The organism is Vibrio sp. SCSIO 43135 (assembly GCF_023716665.1).
Lineage (GTDB): Bacteria > Pseudomonadota > Gammaproteobacteria > Enterobacterales > Vibrionaceae > Vibrio > Vibrio paucivorans.
Window position 1 is genome coordinate 1881500 of record NZ_CP071859.1, and the last position, 25247, is coordinate 1906746.

A 25247-nucleotide genomic window follows, 5' to 3' on the forward strand; every position below is an offset into this window, starting at 1 on the left:
AAGGCTTTGAAAAACTGCCCACTGCCTAATGGCAAGTGGGCAGCATGCAGAATTATGCTTCTACTGGTTTACGCCAGTCATCAGCACCAGATGTTCCTGCATTTACGTGGTCCCAAGTAATCTTACGGTAAGACATTGAAACAGTTACGTTTTGAGTAAAATCTGAGTTAGCTGGATCTTGGCAGTGAGGCATTTCACATTGAATATCAACGATAGACGCGCTCTCTAGCTTAGTAGTGAAGAAGTTTTCTTGCTTACCTTCGATAGAAGTGCGGTACCACTTCAGCTCGATAGTTTTCATCTTCTCACCAGAAGAAAGTGCGTTGTAAAGCAGTGGAACTGCTTTGTTTAGCGCTACTGTGAATTTAAACGGCTTGTGAACACGCTGACCTGATGGCTGCCCAGATTGAGGATCAGTCGGTACTGTGATCACGTGATCAAACTCTTGTACTAGCATCTCATCTTCGTGGCCTTCAACGAATGAATCGCCAATTGAATCTGAAGTACATGCACCAGCAGTGATTAGACCCTGAGATTCACCTTCGATAGAGATATAACATGGAGTTGGCATTGCATTTTCCTTACTTAAATAATGATTACTACTAGTTGGTTTTGTGTAAAACGAGCTAGTAAGAGCAAGGTTGATGCCACGAAAAACACCATATAAAAACAGTTAGTTATATTTACAAAACCATAATCACAAGCAAGGTTTTGCTCACGACTAGGCGGTTTATTACTTGTAGGCAAGGTTTCGAATTAGGTTCGATTCGCTGCATGTAACGTCATAGAGTCCGAAATCACAAGAATTCGACCATCAGTATAGTAGTCATGACCATCGTCTAGAGCGATCGGGCGTTCAGTGTGAAAATACTCCACATCCCAGCCCTGACTTACTTCGAGCACGTTTTCGGCTATGGCATCACGTTCTACATCTACGTTGGGATCTATTCGGTGCAGCACAGTAATAATCCCCGAATAAGGCGTGATCTTTAAACCATCATCATAACTGACGGCACCCACCCATATATTTTGCCCAGTCTTTTGCTCCTCCCCCGCAAACCACCATCTTATATGGCTACGCTTCAACAAGTCACCAGGCAGTTGGAATGCCATATGTTGCGGTTCCCCCTGCCAAAATAGGTCAGAAACGGGTGGAGTCTTACCCTTTAGCAACTCTATATAACCGTTAAATTCAATGTCGTTTCGCGAAAACGTTTGATTCTCTAGCCAACCCAGTGTTTGCATAAGCGGCTTTGGAGATTCGCCAACGTAAACAATATTCACCGCTTGAGCTTTGAAGTAATTAGATTTGCCTGGATAGGCTTTATATTGGTGTGCTTCAATCGTATCAACGGATATCGTCGCTGCATCATCAGGAACTACGTTAGCCAAATCATCTGCTCGCATGAAGAAGTGGCCATAGTTAGATACCACTAGTGCTAATAGAAGTGCTGCTATGGATTTTACCCCAAGAAATCGCCAGCCTCTTTTCCACCCCAAATAAGCAACACAGAGTGAAAATAGTAATGCAAAAAGTGAGTAAGCATGTTCAATGACAAAAACCTTCACCTCATTAAGCACAGGGATGTTGTTTAGGCCATAAGCCATCAAATAGCCCCAAGCGACAAACTGCCCTACGCCCAGAATTAGGCCTATAGAAGAAAAAGTGGTGAAACGCTTCCAAGTGACGTGATTGATACCGGCGACAAAAGGCACAACCCAAGCAACAGGCCCTAGCAAACGCGAGAATGCAAGAACATAAATTCCTCGCCGTTTCATCAATAACCTAGCTCTTGCAAAAGCTCGGCGCGTTTTAGGCTGCCACCTCGTCAACTTCCGTTGGAATTTGCTTCCAGCTCTACGACCAATCAAATAGCTGAGTTGGTCTCCAATGAAACCACCAAGCAACACCGCCACCACGCCCGTCAAAGCGCCTTGATAAAGCTGATATCCTGCGGCAATAAGAAACGGTTCGCCTGGTACGAATAAATTGGGCCCTATAAGCGCATCCAATAAGGCCCCAATAAATAAGCTTGCTCCTTCAAACATCACTATGCCACCTGCTTATTGGCAATTAGGTGTTTGTTCTTTGTAGTGGCCGAACTTGTACTCCATTTCGTTATTGCGCATCTCTCCAAAGAAGAATCGGCGTAGGTTAGCTTTTAGATACGTCCAACCCATCGCGAATAACCCATCTTGATCCAATCGTCTTGGGTCAAATCCAAACGTAAGCGGGAGTAATCGGTAACGCCAAGTCTTACTGGCTTTCTTCACATAATTGCAGTCTTCACACAACGTAATTTGTTCATCAAAGCCACCAATTTCTTTATGTACTCTTTGAGTCGAGAAGATACATGCACCCACAGCCGTTGGGAAAAAGAACTGCGTTGAGAACAAACCTAAGTTGAACAAGCCGTAACCTAACTTATGAACAACAGGAAGTTCTTTTGCCCCCATGTATACACCAGCCACTTCCAGTTTTTTGCTCTCAAGCTGGCTCATTGCTCGGGTAAGGAAATCGCTCGATAGCCTTACATCTGCATCCAGGAACAGCAAACGTTCGTGCTTAGCTAGCGACGCTCCGGTATTGCGGCCTAAACTTACTCCTCGCTCTTCCATCTTATGAACTGTTAATGCAGGTAGGCTTTCACTAAACGCCGATGCGACTTCACAAGTGGCATCGTCACTGTTTGAATCTACTACAATCACTTCAAACTCTCGGTGACTTTGTTTTGTTAAGTCTTCCATCAAACGGCCGATACGGTTCTCTTCATTTAATGTAATGACTATAATGCTGACTGGTTTCATAATTGCTCCGTTAATCCTATCTCTGAACGTGTGATTAAGATAAAGCAGTAAGACTGAACTCCCTCTGAGTAACGTGTTCAGTTTCAGTTCATTCAGATAACTTACTTTTCAAGCAATTAGCTCACACGAAGTGAAACCAGAGATTAAAGGTGAAAAACGCTTAGAATACGGGCAGATGAGACAATAACTATTGCTGAAAAGTGGAGACAATGATAGTATCCGCGCTCGCTTTGACAGTAACTACCATTACTTGTTGAAGTCACATAGCATCTCACAAGGTCGCATTGTGGATGTGATAGTTAAAATTTTTACTAATTTGAGAGTAAAACTATGAAATTTGAAGCAGTAGTACGTACTGAGCTAGGTAAAGGTGCGAGCCGCCGCCTACGTCACGCTGGCCAATTCCCAGCAGTTGTTTACGGTGGTGAAGCAGCACCAGTTTCTATCGCGCTTAACCACGATGACGTGATGAACCAAATGGACAAGCCAGCATTCTACGAAGCAATCACTCTAGTGATTGACGGCGCAGAAGTTAAGGTTAAGCCACAAGACGTTCAACGTCACGCGTTCAAGCCAAAAGTTGAGCACATGGACTTCATCCGCATCTAATTCCCTACCAAGGAATTAGTTGGATTAAATCCAGCCTTTTGCATATAAGATAATCGGCCTTACCATCCGAGACATCTAAAAATTCGAAACCCCGATGCTACCAACATCGGGGTTTCACCGTTTATAAGCTCTAAAAATCTGAGCTTTCTCATTCAAATCAAAACCTTAAAATACCTGACTTGCCCATGGGTGTATAAAGGGTGTAGCTAGGGTGTCGTTATACAGTAGTTTCTCTCCAGAATACCTTTGACTCAATTTTAGTCCAACTCGAATCACTGCCTGGAATTCGTGAACATCCTGCCGCACCTCAACTAAGCTCCAAGGTTCAGCCTTAAAAATGCAATAAGGCGCACATAATACACCCTATAATAAATTCTTAACGAGAGAGGCTAGAAGAATGGAAGGCAGGTGTATGAGTTAGTGGAGGAGTTAGATAGTCACTAATTAAGCGATAGGCAGCCTAAATAGCTTGTCTATACATCTGTATAAGAATATTGAGCTAATCAAATGATTAGAAACTCAGAATACCACGGAGCTCAGAACCAAACTTGGTTTAAGAACTACTTTTGCTAATGCACCTAGTCTAGACTGATTTACTTGTATGCTCTTCGTCTTTAACTCTATTCGCTATCAAAGAAAACTTAGTCACGAGCTCCGCTACATTTTTTGCATCAAACTTTTTGATTAAGTTTGCTTTGTGAATCTCCATAGTTCTTATCGCAATAAAGAGCTCATCTGCTATCTGTTTGTTCTTTTTCCCTACAACGACATGTTTTAGAACTTGCTTCTCTCGATGAGTTAAAGATTCGTACTGGGCCAAAACTGAAAGTTCCTTTTCAAACTCAATGGAATTAGCAAACGCCTTATCAACCGCTGATGTAAGCTTGCCTATCACTATCGGTTTTTCTAAAAATTCCACAGCACCTAATTGCAGCGCATTAACGGCTGTACGAACGTCGCCTCGACCAGTTAGGAACACTATTGCTAAAGGGCTTTTCTGCTCAACCAAATACTTTTGAACATCAGTCCCAGCCATCCTTGGCATATGATTATCCAATATCACACACCCGGGTACCGAAACGTTCGCATTTGTTATGAAATCTTCACCATCCGTATAGCACTCTGTTTCATACCCAAGTTCATTGAGTAACATTGAAAGTGATTCCCTAATCGACGGCTCATCATCAACGATATAAACAAGCATTAACTCTCCTCACTTATAGGTAAATAAAACTCTGCCGTACAGCCCGCTACTGGCCCATTTTTCAAGCTCAGTTCACCGCCATGAGCTTCTATCACATCTTTGCAAATGACTAACCCTAAGCCCAAACCCTCGGTTTTTGTCGTAAAAAATGGTTTTAAAATATGCTCAAAGTTATCACTTAGGCCAATACCGGTATCAATAACATTCATATAAACATTGTTATCTTTCAATTTAGTTTTGACAACCACTCTTTTTTCAATAGCTTTGCCATCGTTAGTCACACATGCCTCTATCGCATTGGTAATAAGATTGATAAGCACTTGTTGGATAGCTACTGGATCCATATCTACAAAACATGGTCGTTCGAGCTGGCTGTATGATAAGGCAACGCCGTTAATGACAGCTTCCTGTTTCACCAGTTGTAACGTTTCCGAAGTTAGCTTGTCGATATCTGTTAACCTACTGTGACTCTTGCTGGTTTTAACTTGCTCTCGAACTCGTTTGACGACGTTACTCGCTCGCTCAGCCTGGTCATGAATGTCAGTAAACAGCCCTGCAAAATCTCTCGAGTCAACGTTATCTTGAGAGCTTCTCAACTTTCCGATAAAACTGTAGTTCAATATAGAAGTAAGAGGCTGGTTGATTTCGTGCGCTAAGCTACTCCCCAGCTCACCGACTACATAAACACGTTGAGCATGAGCCAGTTGCGCACTTTTATCTGCAAGTTGTTGTTCTGCTTTAATAAGGCTTGAATGTTTTGTCCTGATCAATCTCTCCCGAACGACGGTGTATATTGCAAAACCTAGAAGTAAAGTTAAGACCGTAACCGCTAATTCAACCCGCTCAAAAAACCAAGCTTTCGCCCCAACCCACCAGCGTTGCTTCAATGGGTGAATATTTAGTTCAAGTAGAAGCTTCTCTACGCTGAGAATACTCGGTGGTACTGACCATCCCTCGGCATTTGAAGCAATTGCAGCTTCAGACACCGAAGGCATTCGTAATAGGTGGTAGGCAACATTTTCTGATAATTCACTAGACACCCAGTTACCCGCGAGAACATTCCAATTTGGAAATAATTTCGTTGAACTGGCACAAGGAAAATCTTGTAAAAACTGCTTTCCTAGCACTCTTAGTTCACCTGGTGCAACCAATTTCTCTTGCTCTAACTGCTCCAGTAAACACGCAGGAACAACTGCTGCATCCACATAACCATCGCGAACCCATAGCAAATGCATGTCGGTAGGGTAATTGGGACTAACAACAGCCCTAAAGTAGGACTTTACGTCAATACCTAGGCTTTTAAGCTTAGCTCGGAAAATTGAATGTCCGCCAGCAGTTTGTTCAGACAAAGAAGGAATAGATATCCTCTTACCTTTCAAATCATGAATCGTTTGGTAGCTAGATTCAGCAGCAACGATAACACTTGCGCCACTTGCTACTAATGAGCCACCTGCATACCTGCTCCTTTTAGTCGCTACCCACGACATTTCATATTTTCCAGCAAGATACACAGATTGGATTGAGTTAGTAATAAAGAAATCAACACGTTGATTTTTAATAGCTTCTTCGACTTCATTCCTAGCTATTGGATACAACTTAAACTTTGAATCCGTGATGTGCCTTTCTAAATAATTAAGTGTTGGTAGCCACGTACTTTCAGCGTTCAATAATCCTCTATTTGCCAGTACACCAACCTTTACTTCTTTTACGGTTCTAACATCAAGTTCATGCGCCAGCACTATGTTTGGGCGACCAAAAACTATCGAACCCACGACTACAGTGGTTACATATAGAGCCTTCAGTAATCGAATATGTTCCACCAAGCTAATAACCAATTAAACCAAATTATCCAATCGTTATCATTTTAATTAATAAATTCATTTTGTATACACGGCAAACTAATTTAAACCAAAAAACGTCTTATTGCGGAAAACCACTACATACAAGCAATAAAAACAAACATAAAATATAATAATCTCGTCTTGGTGTAGGGCGAATTAATATTACTCTGCCTCAAGATATATTATCAACTTTAAATATTTCAAAATTATTACAAGTTTAACTTTAGGAACCCCCATAGGTATAACGGAAAATGTATACGATAGATAACAAGTACATAGTGGATGGAAACACAAACACCCTAAAGCTCAATAGCAACGGAGAAGTAATTCAGATCGGAAGACAAGATTTTAATGTACTTTGGGTATTGTGTGATCATGCTGGAGAAGTAGTGAGTAAGGAATCACTGCTCAATTCTGCGTGGGAAGGTAAAATTGTCTCACAAAGCTCTCTTACGCAATCAATAAAAAACATACGTCAATATTTAGGCGACACAGGTCGAACACAGAAATATATAAAGACTGTCAGTGGAAAAGGATACTTACTAAATATTGATTGCATTACTAATAATGATGTAGATGAATCATTCAGTAAAAATCCTCTACCTCGGGTAGCTGAAGACGAAAGTTTCGGTTTATCTTCGGCTAAGCTAATTCCATACATAAAGAGTTGGAAGTGGCACGCAGTGATGACTCTCATAGTTGTATTTACAATAAATACCGCTTTCACATGGCTCGATTACTCAGAGGACAGTGCTCTACTGTCCTCGCTGAAAACATATAAAAGTGGAAAGCTGACTATACACTCTGATTATATCATCTCGGGGGAAGAGCTTGAGAAAGACAAAGCACTACTAAATAAAATCCGACATGCCTTTCTTTACATTCACAAAGATAATATATCGATATCAATAATTAAGTTGGATGGCCAAATAGTCAACAAACTATACAAAACTAAAGAGAATAATACTGCAAACATGGCTATTCATCTGTTCAAAGAGGAATTGAATAATGCGTAAAATTGTATTCACTCTAGTAGGTGCTTCTTTAATGTCATTTAATTTAGGCTCCTACTACTACTTTGAATTAAAGGACCAGGGAGAAAACATTTATTCTTCCAGTTATACAGTAGAGGATCTGGATAGCAACTACAGTGCCGAAGTAGACATAGAAACATATATCGACGGTGGTATTTATGCACTGCTCACAAGAGTCAAAGAGTCAAAAGATGAGAACTATTTAAATGCTGAAATAAAAACCACAGGTAGGTTTACGAATGAAACTCATGATACTGACATCTTCAGAGCAGATGATACTAGATACCTATACAAGGAAAAGAAAGGTAATGCGAGAAAACTCCCTATTGCAAGAAAGAAAACAAGCGTTGCTAGGAAGTCCTCGAAGCTAAATTCAAACATAAGGCTATTCGAAGATGAAAATACCATATCCATCTTATCGTATAGAAATGGTGGTCAAGTCTTGAGCTACCAAAAATCCGAGTTAAAGCAAGCGTATTAAGAACCAATTACTATGGCGTATCCAAAACTCACACAAAAGGAGTTTTTACATAAAGCCACATTAAGGTGGGGAGATAAATACGGCTACCAACAAGCCTTATACCGTAACAGTCGAACCCAACTTAAAATTTATTGTAAAAAGCACAAGTCTTATTTTCTACAAACGCCAAAGTCTCATTTCTATACCAAGCATGAATGCTGCCCGCTTTGTTATAAAGAAGTCTCTGGCACCTTCCAAAATGAATGGCGTTTGATAGAGCAAAAGGAAGAAGCTTTAAACATTCAACATCAAAAGCTCATAAATCAAGTACTAAGCGATGAAGGATAGTGCCCAACCAAAAGGTTGGGCATTTTATTAATCTAAACGTTCTAAGCTCTTTTCCGGTGGGATTAACTTAATAGTACTTCCGATAGCTATACCAGAGGTTAATCTTTCTGCTGGGTTGGATATATCACACTGAAAAGATTGGAAATCGTGCTGTCCATTTACAATGAGTGTCTGACTACACAGATTCGGAGGCTGATATTCCAGCCTGATTGAAAATGAGTCACTAAGCCAAGAGCCATCGAATGTCATGTATCTAGGCCCTTCTTCTTCCGAGCAGCCTGTAATGTTTTGGTTATCAATATACGAAAGGAGCACAGAAGTTGCGAATGGTGGTGCTTGAGTTGGGTTGTCGGCGGCTGTGGGTAACCAGCAATTCTGCTCTTGATACTCCGAAAAGTTCACCGGCGAAGATGAGCTGTTTTGTACCACAAAATCCCATGGGACTACATTGTTGGCAGAAGCCGTTGCTGAAATAATCGATAAGGTAAGTAGTAATTTTTTCATTTCTAACTCCTAGTTTCACTAAAGGAGATTTAAATCTAATAGCTTTACGCAACTCCTTTTGTGACCTGCTACGAAGAGAAATCCAAGCACATATAACCTTTACTCGCTTTGGAAAGTGAGTTTTGAAATTTGTACCCCGTAATATTCAAAATTGATACTAGTGAAAACACACCCACGCAAGAAACATTAAAAAGCCCGGCTCTATGGCCGGGCTTTTGCAGCTACAGCGTTATTTTATTTTTTTCCATTGAAGATCTACCCAAGATGGGTCAGCTGCGATCCCAGGTAAAAAGGCTTCATCGTTACAGTTTGCAGACCAAGCTCCAAAACATTGATAAATACCATCACCAACAAACTCTACGGTAGTTCCATCTTGATAGTTACCGAAACCATCTGGATAGATGTAGTCAGCTTCCGTACTCGGTTTTTCCTTGACTGCGACAAGCAAAGTATCAGTGCTGGTTTCGTCAAACACATCGGTCACAGTAAGAGAAACCTCGTACTCTCCTGCTTCTTGCGGCATAAAGCTGTAATCACTGCCATCAAATCTCGAGACTACTGGTGAGCCGTTTAGCGTCACTTCCCAGTTCTGTGAAAGCTCTTCTTCAAGTTCATCCGTTGAGGCAGAACCTAGTAGAACGGCGGTCCCCACTACTGGGTTTTCTGTTTGCAACTCGATCGCTGCTTTCGGCGGTTCATTACTATTTGGGTCACCAATAACTCGTAAGGTATCTGTTGCTGTAGCTAGAACACTTTCACCGTCTGATACCGCAATCGAAAACTCAACATCATACTCTGGCTTGTTCACCAGACTAGAAAGGTCAATGTCAGCCGGGTTCGATGAATTATCGACAAACTTAACCCCCTCATTCGTTTCCCAGTCAAACTCGACATAGCTATTATCTGGGTTTTTAATATTTGCTGTTAACGAGAGATCATTACCTTCAGCAATATAATATTCCGAAGGAAAATCAATGGACTCAATCGACACATTCACTGGTTCAGAAATAGGTTTTACCGTGTACGTCATAAAATCTTGTACAACTTTACCATCAGCCAATTGAGCGCTCAGTTTAAAGACAATTTCTAGGCTATGCTCAATCGGTTGCTCCGCAGCGATTGAAAAATAGGTTTCAAGGCTAGAACTATCATCTATAACGATGTCGCTATGCGTTACACCTTCTCCTTGAATTTGCCAGACTGACCATTTCGTCGCTTCAATTTCACTGGCGTTAGTAACAGCTCCACTCAAAGAATACTGTTTTCCTTCTTCCCATTCGACTTCAACGTTCCCCCCTGCTTCAACGCTTGGAAGAGAGGCTCCATCATCATAAATGTGTGTCAGCTCTGCACACTCTTCAGGCGTAATGTTGTCACCACAAGTATTAATAATGTTTTCCATATTAATCACTGATGTTTCAACTTCGTAGCCCAAACCCTCTCTCGCGGCGTTAAGCATTAAGCCTTCATCTTGGTCTGCCATCCAAGTGAAAATGCCACCTAAGTTATGTTTTTGTACATATTGAGATTTTGCATACACGGTTCTTGGCGTATCCAGTGTTTTGAATATGCCACCTTCATCTCGATATAAATAGTCGGCATTAGCTTGGGCATCGGTGAATAGTTTATAGCCATTAATAGGGTTAAGACCTGTTTCGTCTGCGCGAGTATAATTGGTAAATACATCATTGATAGCTGTCACAGCCCCCTCAAACGTACCCACGACAATGCCATTGCCTCTCGTAAAGTTCCCTTTTAGAGGGCTATGAGACTCAATTTCAGCTTTTGTCGCATTTCGACTGTAGTTGGCATAGCCTATTTGTATATTTTGAGGATTAACGCCGAGTTCGTTGATCATATATTGAATTGAAGTATCTGAAGACCAATCACTGTTTTCGTTTTTCATCAAGTTGGTATGGTGCGTAAGTTGTTCTGCCCATGTCTCACCAAAGAAGTCGTAAGTCATTAGGTGAATTGTATCCACGCCAGAATCAACTAAGCTCTTTAACTCTGCCGCATCAATTTTGTCTTGTGGCGCCCCAGAGGCAATGCCAATTCTCACATCATCTCGCCCCTTAGCGACAAGAGCTTGTTTCAGCTCTGCAACAAACTCACCGTAGTTACGCGCATCATTTTCAGGATCAAATACGTTCTCAGGAGCCCCCAGAATACCTGGATATTCCCAATCTATATCGAGCTGGCTAACAAAAGGGTATGCTGTCACGAACTCAATTAAGCTATCGATTAAAATGTGGCGATTTTCTGGTTTCACCGCATCTGATGCGATGTTAGATAAAGACCAACCAAAAATAGAAATTGCAATCTTGGTATCGGTTTCCGCAGCAAGCTTTTTCATTACACCAAATAGACCACCATCGTCATCGCTCATCCATTTACCATCCCAGTCACCATCTATGCCCGCACTTGGGAATGCTTTACGCAGATCAGCAAATGAATCAGTTGTCATCAATTCAAACTTTTTACCTCCATTTGCATCACATTCGTTCTCCAACGCTATCACTGAACTTGTAATTGAAGGGTCGCCGATTTCGGTTCCACATAATCCAAAGAAAGAAAGGATTACAGTATCGTATTTTGAAAGCGCTTCAATTGACGGTTCATAGCCTTGCTGAAAATGCGTCCAGTTAGACAGGTAAGCCGACACTTTAGGTTTCGACGCATCACTTCGATAGGTATTAAAGGTGTTTTTTGATGCATCGACTTTCTCATAAGTTAATCCTTGGCCTGTTTCCCAAGGTGCAGAGTGAACCGAAGTACTAATAAGTGGGGTGACGGCTAGTGAACTAGCCACAAAAATAGCGGTCGCAGTTTTGTTGAGTTTAAAATGTTTCATTGAGATGAGCCTCATTTGGATGGAAAGTTCAGTCCAATTAAGATGCTCACAACAACATCTAAAGTATTGATGAATTAGTGATAAATACCTCTTTAAATTATAAAGCCTACCCATAAAGGTAGGCTTTTACTATTAATACCAAGTGCTAGACCAACCTGAATAGCAGATTGCCAGTCTTGGCATATCATCCTCGACAGATCCGGCTTTCTCCGTCCATGGGTTGTATGCAAAGCGGTCGCTACCTGTGCTGCCCCATACAGGCATTCCATCTGTATCATCGACCTCAATATCATCTTGCCATTGCGACTTATCAAGCTTAAAGAAACCATCTAGTGATTGAACGTTAAGTGGCATAGCGTCCCCGCCTCCTTCACCATCACCAGGAGTCACGCTTGTATACCCCATCGCATAACAATACTCTTGAGACTGAGAACGACTGAATAATGCGAATTCGACTGGAGAACCCTCAATGAAATAGCGGTAGCTACCCTCGTACTCAGCACCGACACGGTTTGCCTGTTCTGTTGTTGCTGGATAGAAGTAGTGTTGCCCTTGCGCGCCTTCTAGTGGAAGACTATAGCTTGGTAACGTTGTCGATTTTATATCCAACAATATCTCAAACGAGGCCACCGTATCCGGTTTAGTATCGGTGGTCGTAACATTTACCGTAACAGGGTATCGCCCTGTACTGTTTGGGAAAATAACACTCTCCTTGGTTCGAAAACCACCTGGCACGTAAGACAAGTGGTAGTCAACGCTTTGCTCATTAAATAGTCTTTCCTTACGCCCATCAGCGTGCTCTTGCCAAACATATAACATCTGATGCTGATACTGCTCGGCATCAAGCACAGGTAACCCCGAACCATCGTCAATTGGAAGTTGATTGTTAGGATTGCCATTGCTTGTCATAAAAGTACGAATCACTTCTGGTTTTATAACTGTTACTTGAATAGTGTGCTGTTTTCCGTTGTATTTTGCTGTTAGATCCGTTGTTCCCTCAGCTAGGGCTGTAACCTTGCCGTTCGTATCAACACTTGCAACATCAGTGTTGACCACTTCCCATTCTGGTACAATCTGTGACACGTGGCCATTGGCATAAATAGCTAGAGCAGTCGCGTTTGTTTCTTCCGTTAGGTATAAAACGTTTTTTTCGATCGTTGAAACAATAGCAACTAAAGTATCACTTAAGCTTTCATCAATAGTGACTTCAATTGGCCCAATTGCGAGAGTACTGTATAAGCCAGAGATACTTTCCTCTCCCGCAGATTTAGCCGAGACCCAACCGTCTGAGGTGATGTTAACTTTATCGTTATCTGCGGTCCAAACAACGTCACTGGTGATATCTTCAGTCGCGCCACCTTCATAAACGGCAGTCGCAACCAACTGAGTCGTTTGATCTACATAAATTGAAGAATCCTTTACATACCCTAAAACATCGACCAACTCACCCGCATCAATGACAGTAACCGCCACTGAGGCGCTTGTAATGTTATCAATTTCAGCACTAACTGAAACATCAGCTATCGCAACATCACTCGCTGCGTTACCCGGATGTAAAGGATCAAAAACAAATTCTGGAGCACTCGAAATCCAAACAACTTCGTCTGTTAAGTCTCTTGTAGAGTTGTTGTCATAAATACCTATAGCGTGAAATGCTTGAACATGCCCCTTGATAACTTCTGATTGTTTTGGCGTCACTTCAATTGATACTAAGCTACGATCTGAAACTGTGATTGTTCCACTCGCCTGCGCACCGAGGAATTCAACCGTAAAGTTTGTACTGCCTTCTTTTACTGCGGTAACTTCACCACCAATTTCACTGACGACATCGGTGTCACTAAATGTAAAGTGGGCCCCAGAAGTAATTGATTCAGTTGAACCATCATCGTAAACAGCAGTAATCACAACATCCGCTTTTTCGCCAATACCTAACTCAATATCTGCGTTCTGCACAATAATTGAAGAGATCTCAATGTCAGCGATTGTTAACTTTGCGGTTGCAGATACTTTACTGTCTGGCTCATTCACCGTGATTTCAACCGGGTTAGCTGATGGCATTACACCTGTTGATATGACGCCTCCCTTACCATCGTAGGTCACTTCTGAATCAGAGCTAGCCCAAGAGACCGAGCTAGTTAAATCAACTACGCCGCCGTTGCTATAAATGCCCATGGCAGTGAAATCTAAGCTCCCACCTAGTCTCATATTTGTCGTAGCTGGGGTGAGCATGATACGTTCGAGCATTGCGCTTTCCACAGTTACAACCGTGCTGCCTTTAACACCTTGCCAAGATGCAAAAATGGAGGATTCTCCAGCAGACTGAGCCAATACTTCGCCGGCTTCATCTGTTAGAGTGAGCACTTCTTGGTTTGCGGACTCCCAATTTGCGAGCTCAGTGATATCAACGTATGTTTGAGAGTCATAAATAGCTAACGCGTACAATTGAGTCGTCCACCCTTGAGGCAACAACACCTCACCTGGAACAATTTGAATCGACTCTAAATCAGCTTCTACACCGATAACTTCAGATTTTGTCACGAATTCATGGTACATCGCTTCAATAGTTGAAGCTCCTTCTTCCCTTTGAGTTATCACGCCCGAAGAATCAACAGCTACGATGCTTGGTGAAGTTGATTGCCATTGTATCCGTTGAGGGTCGAGAGGAAGGGAGCTGCCATCAGAGAACTGCCCCATCACTGTCAGTTTATGCTTGCCGCCTACAGGGAGAGTTTTATTACTTTCAGTGATCTGAACCTTAGTCACAGATTCGTCACCAACAGTGACGTGCAATTCGTTACTTTTTACGCCATCAAGGCTCGCTAGAACCCCAGTCGAACCAGTAGCTTCGCCAGTTGCGAAACCAGATTGATCAAGCGATATCTGTTGTTCGTCTGAAGTTGTGTTCCAATTTACTTTATCAGTTAGCACTTCCTGTTGGTTGTCGCTGTATGTTCCTATCGCGACAAAATTTACTGTGGAGTCGGGTTGAATTAATACCCCTTCAGATGCACTTCTGGTAGTTTCCGTGACAGGGGATATTTGCAGTTCGATTAGTTCTTTCTGAGGTTGAGTTGGAGGGGGGGTAGTTACACCTCCACTATCATCATCGCACCCTACTAACGTAGCGAGCGATAAACACAGTGCTGAAAAGCCTTTAACTTTCATATTTCCATTCCTAAATAGTATTTTCCTTACTTTTATATGAGTTGAACCTAATTTCTCCCCAGAGATAAAAGCAGCGCGAAAAATCTAGCAACGCATAACTATAAATTCATAATGAAAGGGTAACTATTGAATGAAAAATTGCTGATCAAAATATAATAGTGACCAATTTAAAACGAGAATAAAAAAAACCCCCAACACGAAAGGCATTAAGTGCTAGGGGCTAACGGTCTACAGGAGTCAAGTAGACAATAAGGTATTATTCCGGGACGTCAAAGCTAAGGTTGGCACCTAGTCAATGCTAAGACACAGCAATTAAGCCTGAAATATATAAGATAATAAATAGTGGTTTACCGCACAATTTAAATCATACAGAAATAAATCATACTTTCATTATACAACCATAAAGTGAAGATATAAGACAATAAGTAAGTTTTATATTAATAAATATATTTACACTTCCAATTTCAATTATTGAATTTATAGTAGCTCCCGAACAACAGCCTTGTTCAGAAAATTAAAGTCCATATTAATTAAAGATAAACACTACGAATATAGAGTTCCTTATGACAAACAATAGCTCACAATTAATTAAAAGCACCCTAGCCCTTGCAATTATAGGGTTTTCTTCGAATGTAGTTGCGCACGGCTATGTTTCTGAAGTAGAAGAAGGTGTTGCAGCATCGCGAGGTGCCTTATGTAGTTTCCCAGCACCTGATACTGGGGAGAAAAATACTAATTGCGGCGACGCTCAATATGAACCTCACAGCCTTGAGGGAGAAGAGGGGTTTCCCGAATTAGGTCCCAAAGATGGTGAAATCGCCGGTGCAGGCCTTGAGCGTTTTTCAAACTTAAACGAGCAAACTGCAGACCGCTGGGTTAAACGTCCAATAACAGCGGGCATTCAAAACTTTGAATGGACTTTCACCGTAAACCATGTAACAAGAGACTGGAAATACTACATTACTCAGCCTAACTGGAACCCGAACGGAGTTCTAGCTCGCTCATCGTTCGATCTAACGCCATTCTGTGTAATTGATGGTGGCATGGTTCAACCTCCTATGCGTGTTGTTCATCAATGTGACGTTCCGGAAAGAGAGGGATATCATGTTATTCTGGCTGTATGGGATGTTGGCGATACCGACAAAGCCTTTTACAACGTGATCGACGTAAACTTTGATGACGACACTCCTACTCTACCTGGTTGGGAAAATGTAGGGACTATTTATGCAACTCAAGACCTCAATGTTGGGGATACTGTTTATACGCGTGTATTCGATAATGCAGGAGAGAACGTGGGCTATCGTACTGAGCTCACGATCGATGAATCAAATACAGATGCAAAAAAATGGTCACATAACCTAGCAACTAAAATCAATGCAGAGCAATCTGATATTAAAGCAGGTCAATACAACGAAGGCGAGTTCACTCCAGCCTATGGTACTAACCCGATTTACTCTTCGTCTGACATTAATAGTGTAGAAATTGGCTATGATTTAGTAACACCGCCAATGCCAGATCCCGTTCTTTACATCGATGGACTAGAAAGTCACTACGAGATCGGCGGGGGTGCGGTATCTCTAGATTTGAACTTAACGGCAGAAGGTGATTTAAAGAGTGAGCTGACGGTTTACAACCACGGTAGAGAAGCTCTGGCAAATTGGTCTGGCCTACTTGCCGATGGTACAAGTCACCCAATTACGCTAGAACTCTCAAAATCTGAACCAGGACATCACATGTTAGTTCAGGTGATTAAAGATGCGGATAACAATGTTATCTCCCAAGAAACTTTAGATTTCCATTTAAACGAAGAAGATACAACGCCACCACCTTCTGAGGAATACGATTTCGTTTTCCCTGATGGCCTATCTAGCTATACAGAGGGTACTAAAGTTCTAGCTTCAGATAACGGTGTATACCAATGTAAATCTTTCCCTAACTCTGGCTTCTGTCAGCAGTGGAATGAAGGCTCTAATGCATTTGAACCAGGTGTAGGTTCTCATTGGCAGCAAGCGTGGGATAGAATCAACTAACAAACAAAAAAACACCCCCTATTGGGGGTGTTTTTATTTCTGAGATACTTCAGGAACTCGCGGTAGCTCTACATACCCACAACAACCTTCAGCTTTGGTGTTGTTCTTCAACGTAAATTTTCCGCCATGCCTTTCTACAATATCCGTACATATAGATAGTCCAAGCCCCATGCCTCCTTCCTTAGTAGAAGTAAATATCTCCGGCATACCATGTTGTTCACTGGCTAAGCCGAGGCCGTTATCCCTTACCCAAAGCCGAATGTTATGCTCGTCGGTTTCGCATATAACCGTAACTATGGGCCGGTAATCCGTATATGTTGATCGCTTCTCTGTGCATGATTCAATGGCATTTTTAACCAAATTGACAACAACTTGTTGAACCCCGATTGGGTCGAATATACCGTTAGACACAGGCAGTTGCTTCTCTAGCCTGATCTGCACTACAGTTTGCTGTTGATGCATCAGCACATACGCCATCACTTCATCAATGAAAGTGGCGACGTCGATTTCTTCCAATTGCAGGTCTTCTTTCTTGATCTTTGACCTGAGCATACTGACCACTCTCCCAGCATGCTCTGCTTGCGAGTGAATTTTAGAGAAAAGGGCTTTAATTGACTCATCAGCACTTGGGGCAGATAACTTTAATTCTCCCAACTGGCTAAAGTTACTAATCGCAGTAAGGGGCTGATTAATCTCATGCGCAATATTAGAGCCCAGTTCACTGACGGAGAGCAGTTTTTCTTGCCTTGCTAACTGAGCATTTTTCTTTGTCAGCGCCTCTTGAGTTCGTATCAACTGATTTCGACTTCTTACATATAAAACTTCTCTAATAATGCTATAGCCAACAAATAGAACGAGCATCAAGATAATAGTCGAAAGGAGCTCCCATTCTCTTCTAAACCAATCGTAAGCGGCCTCCCACCACTCTTCGTGGTATGGGTGAATCTCCAAGTCAAAAAGCACATCTTCAACATCTTTTTGGCTCAATGGAATTGACCAACCATGAGACCCCGACGCCAGAGCTACCGGAGAGCCTTTCTCTATTGCCAATAGATTCTGAGTTAATTTTTTTGAAATATCTTCATCTGTCCAAGGCATCCTAACGAAACTCCAATTCGGGTAAAGTTTCGTTGAGATACTGCATGGAAATCCTGCGTATGTTTTTGCTTCCAATACGCGAAACTCATCGATATCGATAAACCCTTCTTCATCCATTTCTTCCATTAAACATACGGGTACGATGGCAGCATCCACTACTCCAAACTTGAGCATATATAGCCCTAAGTCAGCTGGGTATCCTGGCGATATTATTTGATCGAAGTATGTGTCTGCATCTATTCCTATTTGACTGAACTTTTGGCGAAACAGAGTATGCCCCCCGACTTGCTTGACATTCATTAATGAAATAATTTTCCCCTGCAAGTCACCCAAATCTTCGAATAGCGACTCTTGTAAAACAACCAAAGCCCCGCCCGTTGCATAAAGAGAGCCATTTGCCCGCTGGCTTTTTAAAGTAGCGAGCCAAGAGGCAGAGTATTTACGGCTCAAAAACACCGACTGAGCGGCATTGGTTATCAGATAATCAATATCCTGAGCCTCCACCGCCGCTTGCACTTCAGGTAAGTTAAGAGGAACAAGTTCAAATGAAACTTCTGGTTGTTGAGTGTTAAACCAATCAATAGTCGGCCCCCAGTCCGACAACGCTTTGGCCTCTCCCCTTACTGCGAGGACTCCAACTTTAATTGGCTTGGATTCTGTGGTTTGACTTAGGGACGCATGAGTTTTCGTGAACAAAGTACACAAGACAATAGTTAGAATAATGCGAATAAAAGAAGAGCTCACGAAGACTACCTATCTTAATAGTGTTAAAAATTAGTTTATTACAGGGTATTGATAAGTAAAGGTTCTTTGAAACAATATCTATAAAAGCTATAGACTTCGGGAAACCACTAGTTACGTTGCGTAAAAAGATAAGTAGCATTTTGTCACTGTTTCTGTAGTGGGTACCAAGGAATGCTATCAACAAATTATGATAAATTGATAAATCGAAGACATATCAAACCATCACCTCTCATCTTTTCAAGCCTAAATATACCTAGTCAAGTCGCTGATATCATTGCGATGATCATTACTAAATCAAACTGGCTGTATCCCAACCTACATGATACATCCAAAGTCATACGACTAACCTTTAGTTCAGAAGAAATAGAAAAGTTTTTATCCTGCTATCAAAAAACGTACTTGCACTCTTTGCTGAAGACACCGGTCAACATAATGAGAAATCTCAAAGTCGGCATCCTTGATAACGGTGGCAACTATACCTTTGAATACCTCTTCTCTTGGGTAAGTTACAACGAGAGGGCATTGATGGTTGAATTAAACAGCACTTCAAAAAAACTATTTAGCCTAAATTATACTGGCCAAGATCGAGTGTTGCTAGACAACGAAACTCTGATGGGATTGAGTGGCTACTACACTAAAAGAACGTATGAGTTACTTTCTTATCTCTCCCAAACACACAATCAAATCAGGTTTCCCATTCAACAATTGCAGTACATGTTTGGTGTGCTGGGAGAAGGCGGCAGTGTGTTATCTCCATCGCTCGAGTCCCCGGAGGTGTTCATTAGAAAAATCATCGACTCGTCGATTTCGATTCTCGCCTCTTATCCTTCGGTAAGACATAGATTAAATATAGGAACCAGCGAGGTGGGTACGTATGGCTATGAACTGTATAAATCAGTCGATGGGCAATTGTTCTTAAAATTTCTTGTTAAACTCAAACCAAGCTCGTTCTCCCAATCTCGCTTTCTTTCAAATCATCGAAGAATCAAGCAAATCCTTAAGCAAAATATCAAAACCGACCCAGAAAACGTCAAAATTCCCATTAATCAGCTGAAGGAGCTGATAAAACTATGTGACTATGTCAGCGAAGAAAGCGCAGACTCTTACGCCTTAGTCCATCCCATCCTTCGAAAGTCCGTTAACTCCCTTTCATCTTGTAAGGTACCTAGAAGACAAACTTGTGACACAACCTACCAGACGTATTCCTCACTCATCGACATGGCGCTAGAGCGCTGGAAGATTAGAACTATTTAACTTTCTACGAGTTAAAGCAATATCGCTTGGTAGCCAATAACTGATGGGTACCAAGCGATAGATGCCGTTTAGTGCGCTGTAGGACTCTTAAATATATGCGCGTTTTTCCTAGATGACACAAAGTCACTCAAGTTCCTAACCTTTTTATTTGTTATATACCGCCCTATCTCTCGATTATCTAGTTTAAGCGCACCATTAATGAGCGCCGATAATTTTTCCGTCTTTTGCATGTCTGCATCCGGCACACGAAAGTAACGAGTCCGGGCAATATGTCCTCCCTTTTTAGTATAGGTATGCTGCTCCCACCCTAAACTATGATAGTTTTTCATATTCTTATCACTAGAACGAATATGAAATTCACCATCAACTATTAAGCCAAACATTCTTTTGTTGATAAAACAACCATAGCCACCAAACATAGGTTTATAAACAATTGCCTTCGAGTATCTATCCAAAAATTCATTCATAACAATTACGATCCTACACAAACGTAAAACCATGCTATAAAAAATGACACAGAGAGTATTTAGTGGTTATCCGTAATCCTTTAGGCCTCCTTTTATATAAATGCAGCACTCATCAAAGCCTCCCATAATATCCTCCATAGGTTCTTCGGAATATTTTCTCTAACACTTATTTTGCACCAGCGATGATTAAATTGTGAAACAACACCGATCAAATTGAAAACCGTAAAAACCTGACAATAATATCAGTACTTTATTTCAACACGAGTTCAAAACTAATGGTTCGATATTTCGTATTCGCGACCCTGCTGTTCTCACATACTGTAATGAGCGCAATGCCGATTGAAGAAAGCGGCATTCACTCTGTAAACACAAATGTGTTCTTTTCAGCTCAATTTCCAATAACAGAAGACTGTTCGTTACTCACAGTTTCTGGCTATATGCCAAGTCATGCACACGGATTACCGACAAATCCTGTGCTTTCAAGGATCGATGATTCTCACTGTGCCATTGACGGCTTATTTTTTAACATGCCAGGTATCTGGAAAGTAAGAATTAAGTCCGACAATGAAGAAATTGCTACTTTTACTTTTGACGCTAGCTAGTGCGTTTGCTTACATTTTCAAGCATCACCAAAGTCCATTAGGCAGCCCACTCAGTGATTCGTTTACTGATTCTGAAATAGCCAAAATCGAGTCGCTGCTACTGGATACCGTTCTGCGCGTTCCAGATACGTCGGCGCCCAAAAAAGAAACCGTGAGGCTGGGGGAAAAGCTATTTAATGACGAGGAGCTGAGTGCTTCCTTAACCGTTAGCTGTGCGACTTGCCATACCCCTGAAGCTAATTTCCACGACATAAATAATATGACCAAGGAAATTACGCCAGCGGGTCCACACCGAGCAATGAGCATAAGAGGAGTATCGGAACAATCGTGGTTTTTTTGGAACGGACGCGCGGATTCACTATGGGCACAAATTCTTGAAGCTCTAAAGAATGAACATGGTTTATCAGCAAGCAATGCGGTTCAAATAGTATGTAGCAAATATTCAAACGACTACTCTAACGCTTTGTCTTTTTGTTCAACAACATTAGACACTCAAAAACAATTCGTTGAGATTGGGAAGATTATTGCGTCCTACGTTGAAACACTAAACCACTACTGGACAAGGTTCGATGAATTCGGCTACCAACTTTTATCCCACGATTCGGTAGACACTCTCCTCATGTCAGAAGACGAGATTCAAGGTCTAAAACTGTTTTTAGACTCTAATAAAACGGGCTGTATCGATTGTCACAACGGTTCTCGCTTCACAAGTGAAGGATTCTACGCGATCGGCACTGGTTCTAGTGCATCCAATGACCGACTTCTCGGCGCACAACAGTATCAACAGTCCAGATATCGCTGCGATTTATGGGAACAAAGTCAGGATTGCGCCAATTACCAATATGTACGTTTGACGGGCAGCGATCTCTCTGGAGCTTTTAAAGTGCCATCGCTTCGAAATCTAAAAGACAGTCCAAGGTTTATGCACGACGGTCGTTTCGATTCGTTGGCTCAGGTTCTGGACTTCTACAAAAACCCATACAGCTACCCCTTATCACACACTGATGTGCGCCCACTTAGATTAATGCCGCATCAGCGAGAACAGTTACTTTTGTTTTTAAAGGCTATAAATGATGAATACTCAGTATCTTTCAAACATAAACTATAAATGGGCAAGTCGCCTTGCAACATGCTGCGCGCTTATACCTAACAGCGCTTTTGCTCATGTTCAGTGGTTTGTCTCTACTGATGAAATGAAGCAAGTTAGCTTCGTGCCCGATACAATTTACGCCGCGATCACTCTATTTGTAATGATCTTCGCTATTGCGGGGCTACTTATCACAAAATTTAGTGGCGGTATCGTAGTCGCTGGAAAAGTCTTAATTCCCCGTACAATTTACATGCGCTATTTCTCGACGTTAACCATTCTGTTTTTCTTACTTATGCTTATTAGAGGTGGGTTTGTTGCCCCCAACATAAACCTTCCCACTGAATACCTGTCTTTGGGCGTATTACTACAATCTTTAATCGTACTATCGGCCACAGTGAGCATAGGGCTATCAGGCTTTTTCATACTGATCACGACAGTCGCTATGGTCGTGCTTATACCTTTTGCGATATCAGTAAACTATGTGTTTGAGTTTGTTGCGATTGGTATCTTTATGATAATGACCGGGCACCATATCTCCGTATTTGATAGTAAGCTAGCGGCGCACTACAAGTTAGCGACGAACAAAACATGGCACACAGCCGTCACCGTACTGAGAATTGGCATTGGCCTACAACTCGTTGTGTTAGCTTACACTGAGAAGATTGCATACCCGGGCTTGGCTCTGGTCTTTGTCGAAATGTTTCCGTTTTACAACTTTTTTCCTTCTATCGGATTAGCTGAAGTAACCGACCTACACTTTGTTTGGTTTGTTGGGTTATGTGAGCTCGTTTTAGGGCTTTTCCTGATGTTTGGCTTAGCCAGTCGCCTAACTATGATCATGCTAACTTTCGCATTTGTGACAACAGCGGTAATCCACGGTGCGCATGAGATAGAAGGCCATTTGCCAATCTTTGCTGCTGCAGTAATTCTACTGTTCGAGTTGAGGACAAAGTCCCCTCAGAACTTTGCGGCACGATTGCGCCCTCGCTTTAGCTAAACAATCCATACTCACCAAGAAGTGAGACTGAATTTTCTCCCTTTAAATGTTTAAGCCCCTCAACTGAGGGGCTTAAATGAATCCAACCGTTATAGTCTAGCTTTTATATTTTCAGCTCATAGCCTTTAATCACATTGATACCTTTTAGCACACTCCATTCAATGTTGTTCGCTAAACGAATAGCATTTGTGTTTGATTCAAATTTATCGTGTTCATCTGGCATATAAATACCAATTCGATATGCTCCACTCTTTAGATTGGAAATGTCATGATTCGATGTGAGTTGTATTCCAACGCCTCGCCATTCAAGCTGTTTCAAATCAAATGACTCTTCACCACTGAACACTAAGCTCTGCGAAACAGGTAGGTTGTTTGCATCAAGAATACAGGTATACACTCGACGACTTTTACTTACACCGGATATACCATCATTTTGAATAGAGAAGTCGATAGAAAGTTGGGTTGTTTCATCGGATTTCAGGTTAATTTCTAGTAAACGATAGCGGTACCCTAAGTGATCTTGAATAATGTCGTAGCAGTTTCTGTGGACGATACTTCCACCAGTATTTTTGAAATAGTCTTCGTCAAACAATAACGTTTCTTGCTCGATCATTTGCTCACGGGAGACAAATTTCCCTTTCCAACTTTCAACATTGTATGTGCGGTTATGTGAAAGACTAAACGCCCCATAGTTGTGCCTGAGTAAACGCCTAAATACGTCATAGCCATCTAACAAAAAATTCAAATTCCAATGATTCCCTTCTCCGAAGTATGGCATTTCACCGTCTACATGGGTGTATACGCCCTCCTCCATTACTTTTAGATCGTCTTGGCTATTCTCTGTCCAATCATTTCCCCCAGCACCTTCATGCAAATCTAAGGTAAAAAACCCATTGTGAAAACCAGCCCGAGTATAACGTTCTGGCGTAAAATCACACATTGCTTTGTACGCATAGTGCCTAAAGGTTATTTGAAAATCTTTCGGTATGTAATCGAAGAAAGTATTCATCATCGCACTTACGGCTTCAGGGTACGTCTCGTGCTTGTAATAAGAGTGGTGCCATTCGCCCCAAGCGCCAATAAACGCTGATTGAAATTGGAAGATAACATCCTTGTTTCGCTCAAATACGCTACTCAGTTGCTTTATGTGCCTTTGCACGTCCTGAACTTTATATGGAAGCATGCCACCTTCACTTGCAGTCATTCCTTTGTCGTACGCAAAACGTAGTAAGGCCTTAACCCCAGCAGCGCGATAGCAATCAAGAAGCAAATTTATATTACTGATCGCATGAGCAGGTATATCTCTGTCATAATACTCCGACAAATATATGTAGGTTTGAATAACAGTGCCACCATACTGTCGTAGTAAATCTATTTTTTCCGGTAACTCATCCAAAACAAAATATCTCTGCCAAGGTTGAGTAAGGTCACTTGCATTCGCGACCAGTTCTAATCTAAACCCGCGCTCCGGATTAATAAGAACTTCTTCCCCGGCTCTTAAACCTCGGACCTTTAATTTGACTTCTTTCATCTTATCCTCACTTCATATAATGCACTTACAGGCTAACAAAGCGAACTAAAGCCAAATGAGAGTGAGCTTCCAAAGTTTTATCGGTTTAGATTAAATAGATCGGGAAAACATTAGTTTATATATAGCGGTATGACTATTAATTTATTAATCATAAATTAATCACCAGTAGGGTGGCATAGGTACTCTATTCCATCACTTAGCATCAAGTAAGCACGCTCGCTTGTGACTATAAACTTGATTCTGCCATTAGAGTATTGAGCTTCACCTTTCTCCGTTTTATCAATTTTTTGAAGCCAAATTTCTTCATCAACCCGAGTTGGATCTTCTTTTGAGATAGGATAAGGAGAGAATGCATAACCAGAATAGACACGATAAAGGTTCTGGCCCCAAAATTCATGGTCATCAAAAAACAAATAGGGATGCCTCTCTACATCACATCGGTAAGCGGGCAGAGGAGAAGCATGTACTGTATTTATTACTGAAATAAAAGCTAGGAATAATGAAAAGAAAATGGGAAAGCGCATATTATTATCTCAATGGCTATAACAACAATAGAAAAGGGTTGTATCAGTGCAGACATATATAGATGAGATCATGCTGCCTGAAA

Annotated in this window: 21 protein-coding genes; 9 read left to right on the forward strand and 12 right to left on the reverse strand. The window is 41.6% G+C overall.

Features of this window, described 5'->3' with window-relative positions:
- Nucleotides 1–52: 52 nt before the first annotated feature.
- The 3 genes from J4N42_RS08290 to J4N42_RS08300 form a co-directional block, all read right to left on the reverse strand.
- Entirely contained in the window at nt 53–571 is a 519-nt protein-coding gene (locus J4N42_RS08290) for an Hcp family type VI secretion system effector (protein WP_252027401.1), read from the reverse strand.
- A gap of 185 nt (nt 572–756) precedes the next feature.
- Complete coding sequence (locus tag J4N42_RS08295; protein ID WP_252027403.1) at nt 757–2049, reverse strand: LssY C-terminal domain-containing protein; 1293 nt, start codon at nt 2047–2049, stop codon at nt 757–759.
- A gap of 15 nt (nt 2050–2064) precedes the next feature.
- Entirely contained in the window at nt 2065–2808 is a 744-nt protein-coding gene (locus tag J4N42_RS08300) for a glycosyltransferase family 2 protein (protein ID WP_252027404.1), read from the reverse strand.
- A 330-nt stretch (nt 2809–3138) separates the two neighbouring features.
- Between J4N42_RS08300 and rplY the strand changes: the two genes are divergently transcribed.
- Nucleotides 3139–3417 (forward strand): 50S ribosomal protein L25, encoded by a 279-nt coding sequence (rplY, locus tag J4N42_RS08305; protein WP_252027406.1) that lies wholly within the window; start codon nt 3139–3141, stop codon nt 3415–3417.
- A 583-nt stretch (nt 3418–4000) separates the two neighbouring features.
- Here the strand turns inward: rplY and J4N42_RS08310 are convergent.
- Together J4N42_RS08310 and J4N42_RS08315 are read right to left on the reverse strand one after the other, a co-directional pair.
- Nucleotides 4001–4621: a response regulator transcription factor gene (locus J4N42_RS08310; protein WP_252027407.1), complete on the reverse strand. Its 621-nt coding sequence runs from the start codon at nt 4619–4621 to the stop codon at nt 4001–4003.
- Nucleotides 4621–6393, reverse strand: coding sequence for a sensor histidine kinase (locus J4N42_RS08315; RefSeq protein ID WP_252027409.1), 1773 nt, complete (start codon nt 6391–6393; stop codon nt 4621–4623). The genes J4N42_RS08310 and J4N42_RS08315 overlap by 1 nt, the downstream gene beginning before the upstream one ends.
- Before the next feature lie 320 nt (nt 6394–6713).
- On the opposite strand from J4N42_RS08315, the gene J4N42_RS08320 reads away from it, so the two are divergent.
- Genes J4N42_RS08320 through J4N42_RS08330 form a run of 3 tightly spaced genes read left to right on the forward strand, consistent with a single transcriptional unit; the run spans nt 6714 to nt 8304 of the window.
- Nucleotides 6714–7478 carry a winged helix-turn-helix domain-containing protein gene (locus tag J4N42_RS08320; protein WP_252027410.1) on the forward strand — a complete coding sequence of 255 codons (765 nt, stop codon included), beginning with the start codon at nt 6714–6716 and terminating at the stop codon, nt 7476–7478.
- Nucleotides 7471–7977: a hypothetical protein gene (locus J4N42_RS08325; RefSeq protein WP_252027412.1), complete on the forward strand. Its 507-nt coding sequence runs from the start codon at nt 7471–7473 to the stop codon at nt 7975–7977. The genes J4N42_RS08320 and J4N42_RS08325 overlap by 8 nt, the downstream gene beginning before the upstream one ends.
- A gap of 12 nt (nt 7978–7989) precedes the next feature.
- A complete protein-coding gene (locus tag J4N42_RS08330; protein WP_252027413.1) occupies nt 7990–8304 on the forward strand; it encodes a DUF723 domain-containing protein in 315 nt (104 codons plus the stop codon).
- 27 nt (nt 8305–8331) lie between these two features.
- On the opposite strand, the gene J4N42_RS08335 is transcribed toward J4N42_RS08330, so the two are convergent.
- The 3 genes from J4N42_RS08335 to J4N42_RS08345 form a co-directional block, all read right to left on the reverse strand.
- Entirely contained in the window at nt 8332–8808 is a 477-nt protein-coding gene (locus J4N42_RS08335; RefSeq protein WP_252027415.1) for a hypothetical protein, read from the reverse strand.
- A 229-nt stretch (nt 8809–9037) separates the two neighbouring features.
- On the reverse strand, nt 9038–11662 hold the full coding sequence (locus J4N42_RS08340) for a glycoside hydrolase family 18 protein (RefSeq protein WP_252027416.1): 2625 nt from the start codon (nt 11660–11662) through the stop codon (nt 9038–9040).
- 132 nt (nt 11663–11794) lie between these two features.
- Complete coding sequence (locus J4N42_RS08345) at nt 11795–14827, reverse strand: Ig-like domain-containing protein (protein WP_252027417.1); 3033 nt, start codon at nt 14825–14827, stop codon at nt 11795–11797.
- 563 nt (nt 14828–15390) lie between these two features.
- On the opposite strand from J4N42_RS08345, the gene gbpA reads away from it, so the two are divergent.
- On the forward strand, nt 15391–16857 hold the full coding sequence (gbpA, locus tag J4N42_RS08350; protein ID WP_252027419.1) for an N-acetylglucosamine-binding protein GbpA: 1467 nt from the start codon (nt 15391–15393) through the stop codon (nt 16855–16857).
- Nucleotides 16858–16890: 33 nt separating this feature from the next.
- On the opposite strand, the gene J4N42_RS08355 is transcribed toward gbpA, so the two are convergent.
- Nucleotides 16891–18699, reverse strand: a complete 1809-nt coding sequence (locus J4N42_RS08355) for a sensor histidine kinase (protein WP_252027421.1) — start codon at nt 18697–18699, stop codon at nt 16891–16893.
- A 171-nt stretch (nt 18700–18870) separates the two neighbouring features.
- On the opposite strand from J4N42_RS08355, the gene J4N42_RS08360 reads away from it, so the two are divergent.
- Entirely contained in the window at nt 18871–19953 is a 1083-nt protein-coding gene (locus J4N42_RS08360) for a RepB family plasmid replication initiator protein (RefSeq protein WP_353505322.1), read from the forward strand.
- 68 nt (nt 19954–20021) lie between these two features.
- Here J4N42_RS08360 and J4N42_RS08365 read toward each other — a convergent pair whose 3' ends face one another.
- On the reverse strand, nt 20022–20420 hold the full coding sequence (locus J4N42_RS08365) for a TfoX/Sxy family protein (RefSeq protein ID WP_252027422.1): 399 nt from the start codon (nt 20418–20420) through the stop codon (nt 20022–20024).
- Nucleotides 20421–20752: 332 nt separating this feature from the next.
- Between J4N42_RS08365 and J4N42_RS08370 the strand changes: the two genes are divergently transcribed.
- Genes J4N42_RS08370 through J4N42_RS08380 form a run of 3 tightly spaced genes read left to right on the forward strand, consistent with a single transcriptional unit; the run spans nt 20753 to nt 23109 of the window.
- Entirely contained in the window at nt 20753–21022 is a 270-nt protein-coding gene (locus J4N42_RS08370) for a hypothetical protein (RefSeq protein ID WP_252027423.1), read from the forward strand.
- A complete protein-coding gene (locus J4N42_RS08375; protein ID WP_252027424.1) occupies nt 20985–22130 on the forward strand; it encodes a cytochrome-c peroxidase in 1146 nt (381 codons plus the stop codon). The genes J4N42_RS08370 and J4N42_RS08375 overlap by 38 nt, the downstream gene beginning before the upstream one ends.
- A complete protein-coding gene (locus J4N42_RS08380; protein ID WP_252027425.1) occupies nt 22093–23109 on the forward strand; it encodes a hypothetical protein in 1017 nt (338 codons plus the stop codon). The genes J4N42_RS08375 and J4N42_RS08380 overlap by 38 nt, the downstream gene beginning before the upstream one ends.
- A gap of 103 nt (nt 23110–23212) precedes the next feature.
- On the opposite strand, the gene J4N42_RS08385 is transcribed toward J4N42_RS08380, so the two are convergent.
- Together J4N42_RS08385 and J4N42_RS08390 are read right to left on the reverse strand one after the other, a co-directional pair.
- Nucleotides 23213–24640, reverse strand: coding sequence for a DUF4874 domain-containing protein (locus tag J4N42_RS08385; protein ID WP_252027426.1), 1428 nt, complete (start codon nt 24638–24640; stop codon nt 23213–23215).
- 155 nt (nt 24641–24795) lie between these two features.
- Nucleotides 24796–25164, reverse strand: coding sequence for a hypothetical protein (locus J4N42_RS08390; RefSeq protein ID WP_252027427.1), 369 nt, complete (start codon nt 25162–25164; stop codon nt 24796–24798).
- Nucleotides 25165–25247: the final 83 nt, after the last annotated feature.

Excerpts from the sequence above, each read along its gene's own strand:
- J4N42_RS08320 (WP_252027410.1), top strand. The coding sequence starts at position 6,714 with ATGTATACGATAGATAACAAGTACATAGTGGATGGAAACACAAACACC.
- J4N42_RS08300 (WP_252027404.1), bottom strand. The coding sequence starts at position 2,808 with ATGAAACCAGTCAGCATTATAGTCATTACATTAAATGAAGAGAACCGT.
- J4N42_RS08310 (WP_252027407.1), bottom strand. The coding sequence starts at position 4,621 with ATGCTTGTTTATATCGTTGATGATGAGCCGTCGATTAGGGAATCACTT.
- J4N42_RS08370 (WP_252027423.1), top strand. The coding sequence starts at position 20,753 with ATGCCGATTGAAGAAAGCGGCATTCACTCTGTAAACACAAATGTGTTC.
- J4N42_RS08365 (WP_252027422.1), bottom strand. The coding sequence starts at position 20,420 with ATGAATGAATTTTTGGATAGATACTCGAAGGCAATTGTTTATAAACCT.
- gbpA (WP_252027419.1), top strand. The coding sequence starts at position 15,391 with ATGACAAACAATAGCTCACAATTAATTAAAAGCACCCTAGCCCTTGCA.
- J4N42_RS08375 (WP_252027424.1), top strand. The coding sequence starts at position 20,985 with ATGAAGAAATTGCTACTTTTACTTTTGACGCTAGCTAGTGCGTTTGCT.
- J4N42_RS08390 (WP_252027427.1), bottom strand. The coding sequence starts at position 25,164 with ATGCGCTTTCCCATTTTCTTTTCATTATTCCTAGCTTTTATTTCAGTA.
- J4N42_RS08325 (WP_252027412.1), top strand. The coding sequence starts at position 7,471 with ATGCGTAAAATTGTATTCACTCTAGTAGGTGCTTCTTTAATGTCATTT.
- J4N42_RS08345 (WP_252027417.1), bottom strand. The coding sequence starts at position 14,827 with ATGAAAGTTAAAGGCTTTTCAGCACTGTGTTTATCGCTCGCTACGTTA.
- J4N42_RS08380 (WP_252027425.1), top strand. The coding sequence starts at position 22,093 with ATGATGAATACTCAGTATCTTTCAAACATAAACTATAAATGGGCAAGT.
- J4N42_RS08360 (WP_353505322.1), top strand. The coding sequence starts at position 18,871 with ATGCTATCAACAAATTATGATAAATTGATAAATCGAAGACATATCAAA.
- J4N42_RS08335 (WP_252027415.1), bottom strand. The coding sequence starts at position 8,808 with ATGAAAAAATTACTACTTACCTTATCGATTATTTCAGCAACGGCTTCT.
- J4N42_RS08385 (WP_252027426.1), bottom strand. The coding sequence starts at position 24,640 with ATGAAAGAAGTCAAATTAAAGGTCCGAGGTTTAAGAGCCGGGGAAGAA.
- J4N42_RS08295 (WP_252027403.1), bottom strand. The coding sequence starts at position 2,049 with ATGTTTGAAGGAGCAAGCTTATTTATTGGGGCCTTATTGGATGCGCTT.
- J4N42_RS08290 (WP_252027401.1), bottom strand. The coding sequence starts at position 571 with ATGCCAACTCCATGTTATATCTCTATCGAAGGTGAATCTCAGGGTCTA.
- J4N42_RS08340 (WP_252027416.1), bottom strand. The coding sequence starts at position 11,662 with ATGAAACATTTTAAACTCAACAAAACTGCGACCGCTATTTTTGTGGCT.
- rplY (WP_252027406.1), top strand. The coding sequence starts at position 3,139 with ATGAAATTTGAAGCAGTAGTACGTACTGAGCTAGGTAAAGGTGCGAGC.
- J4N42_RS08330 (WP_252027413.1), top strand. The coding sequence starts at position 7,990 with ATGGCGTATCCAAAACTCACACAAAAGGAGTTTTTACATAAAGCCACA.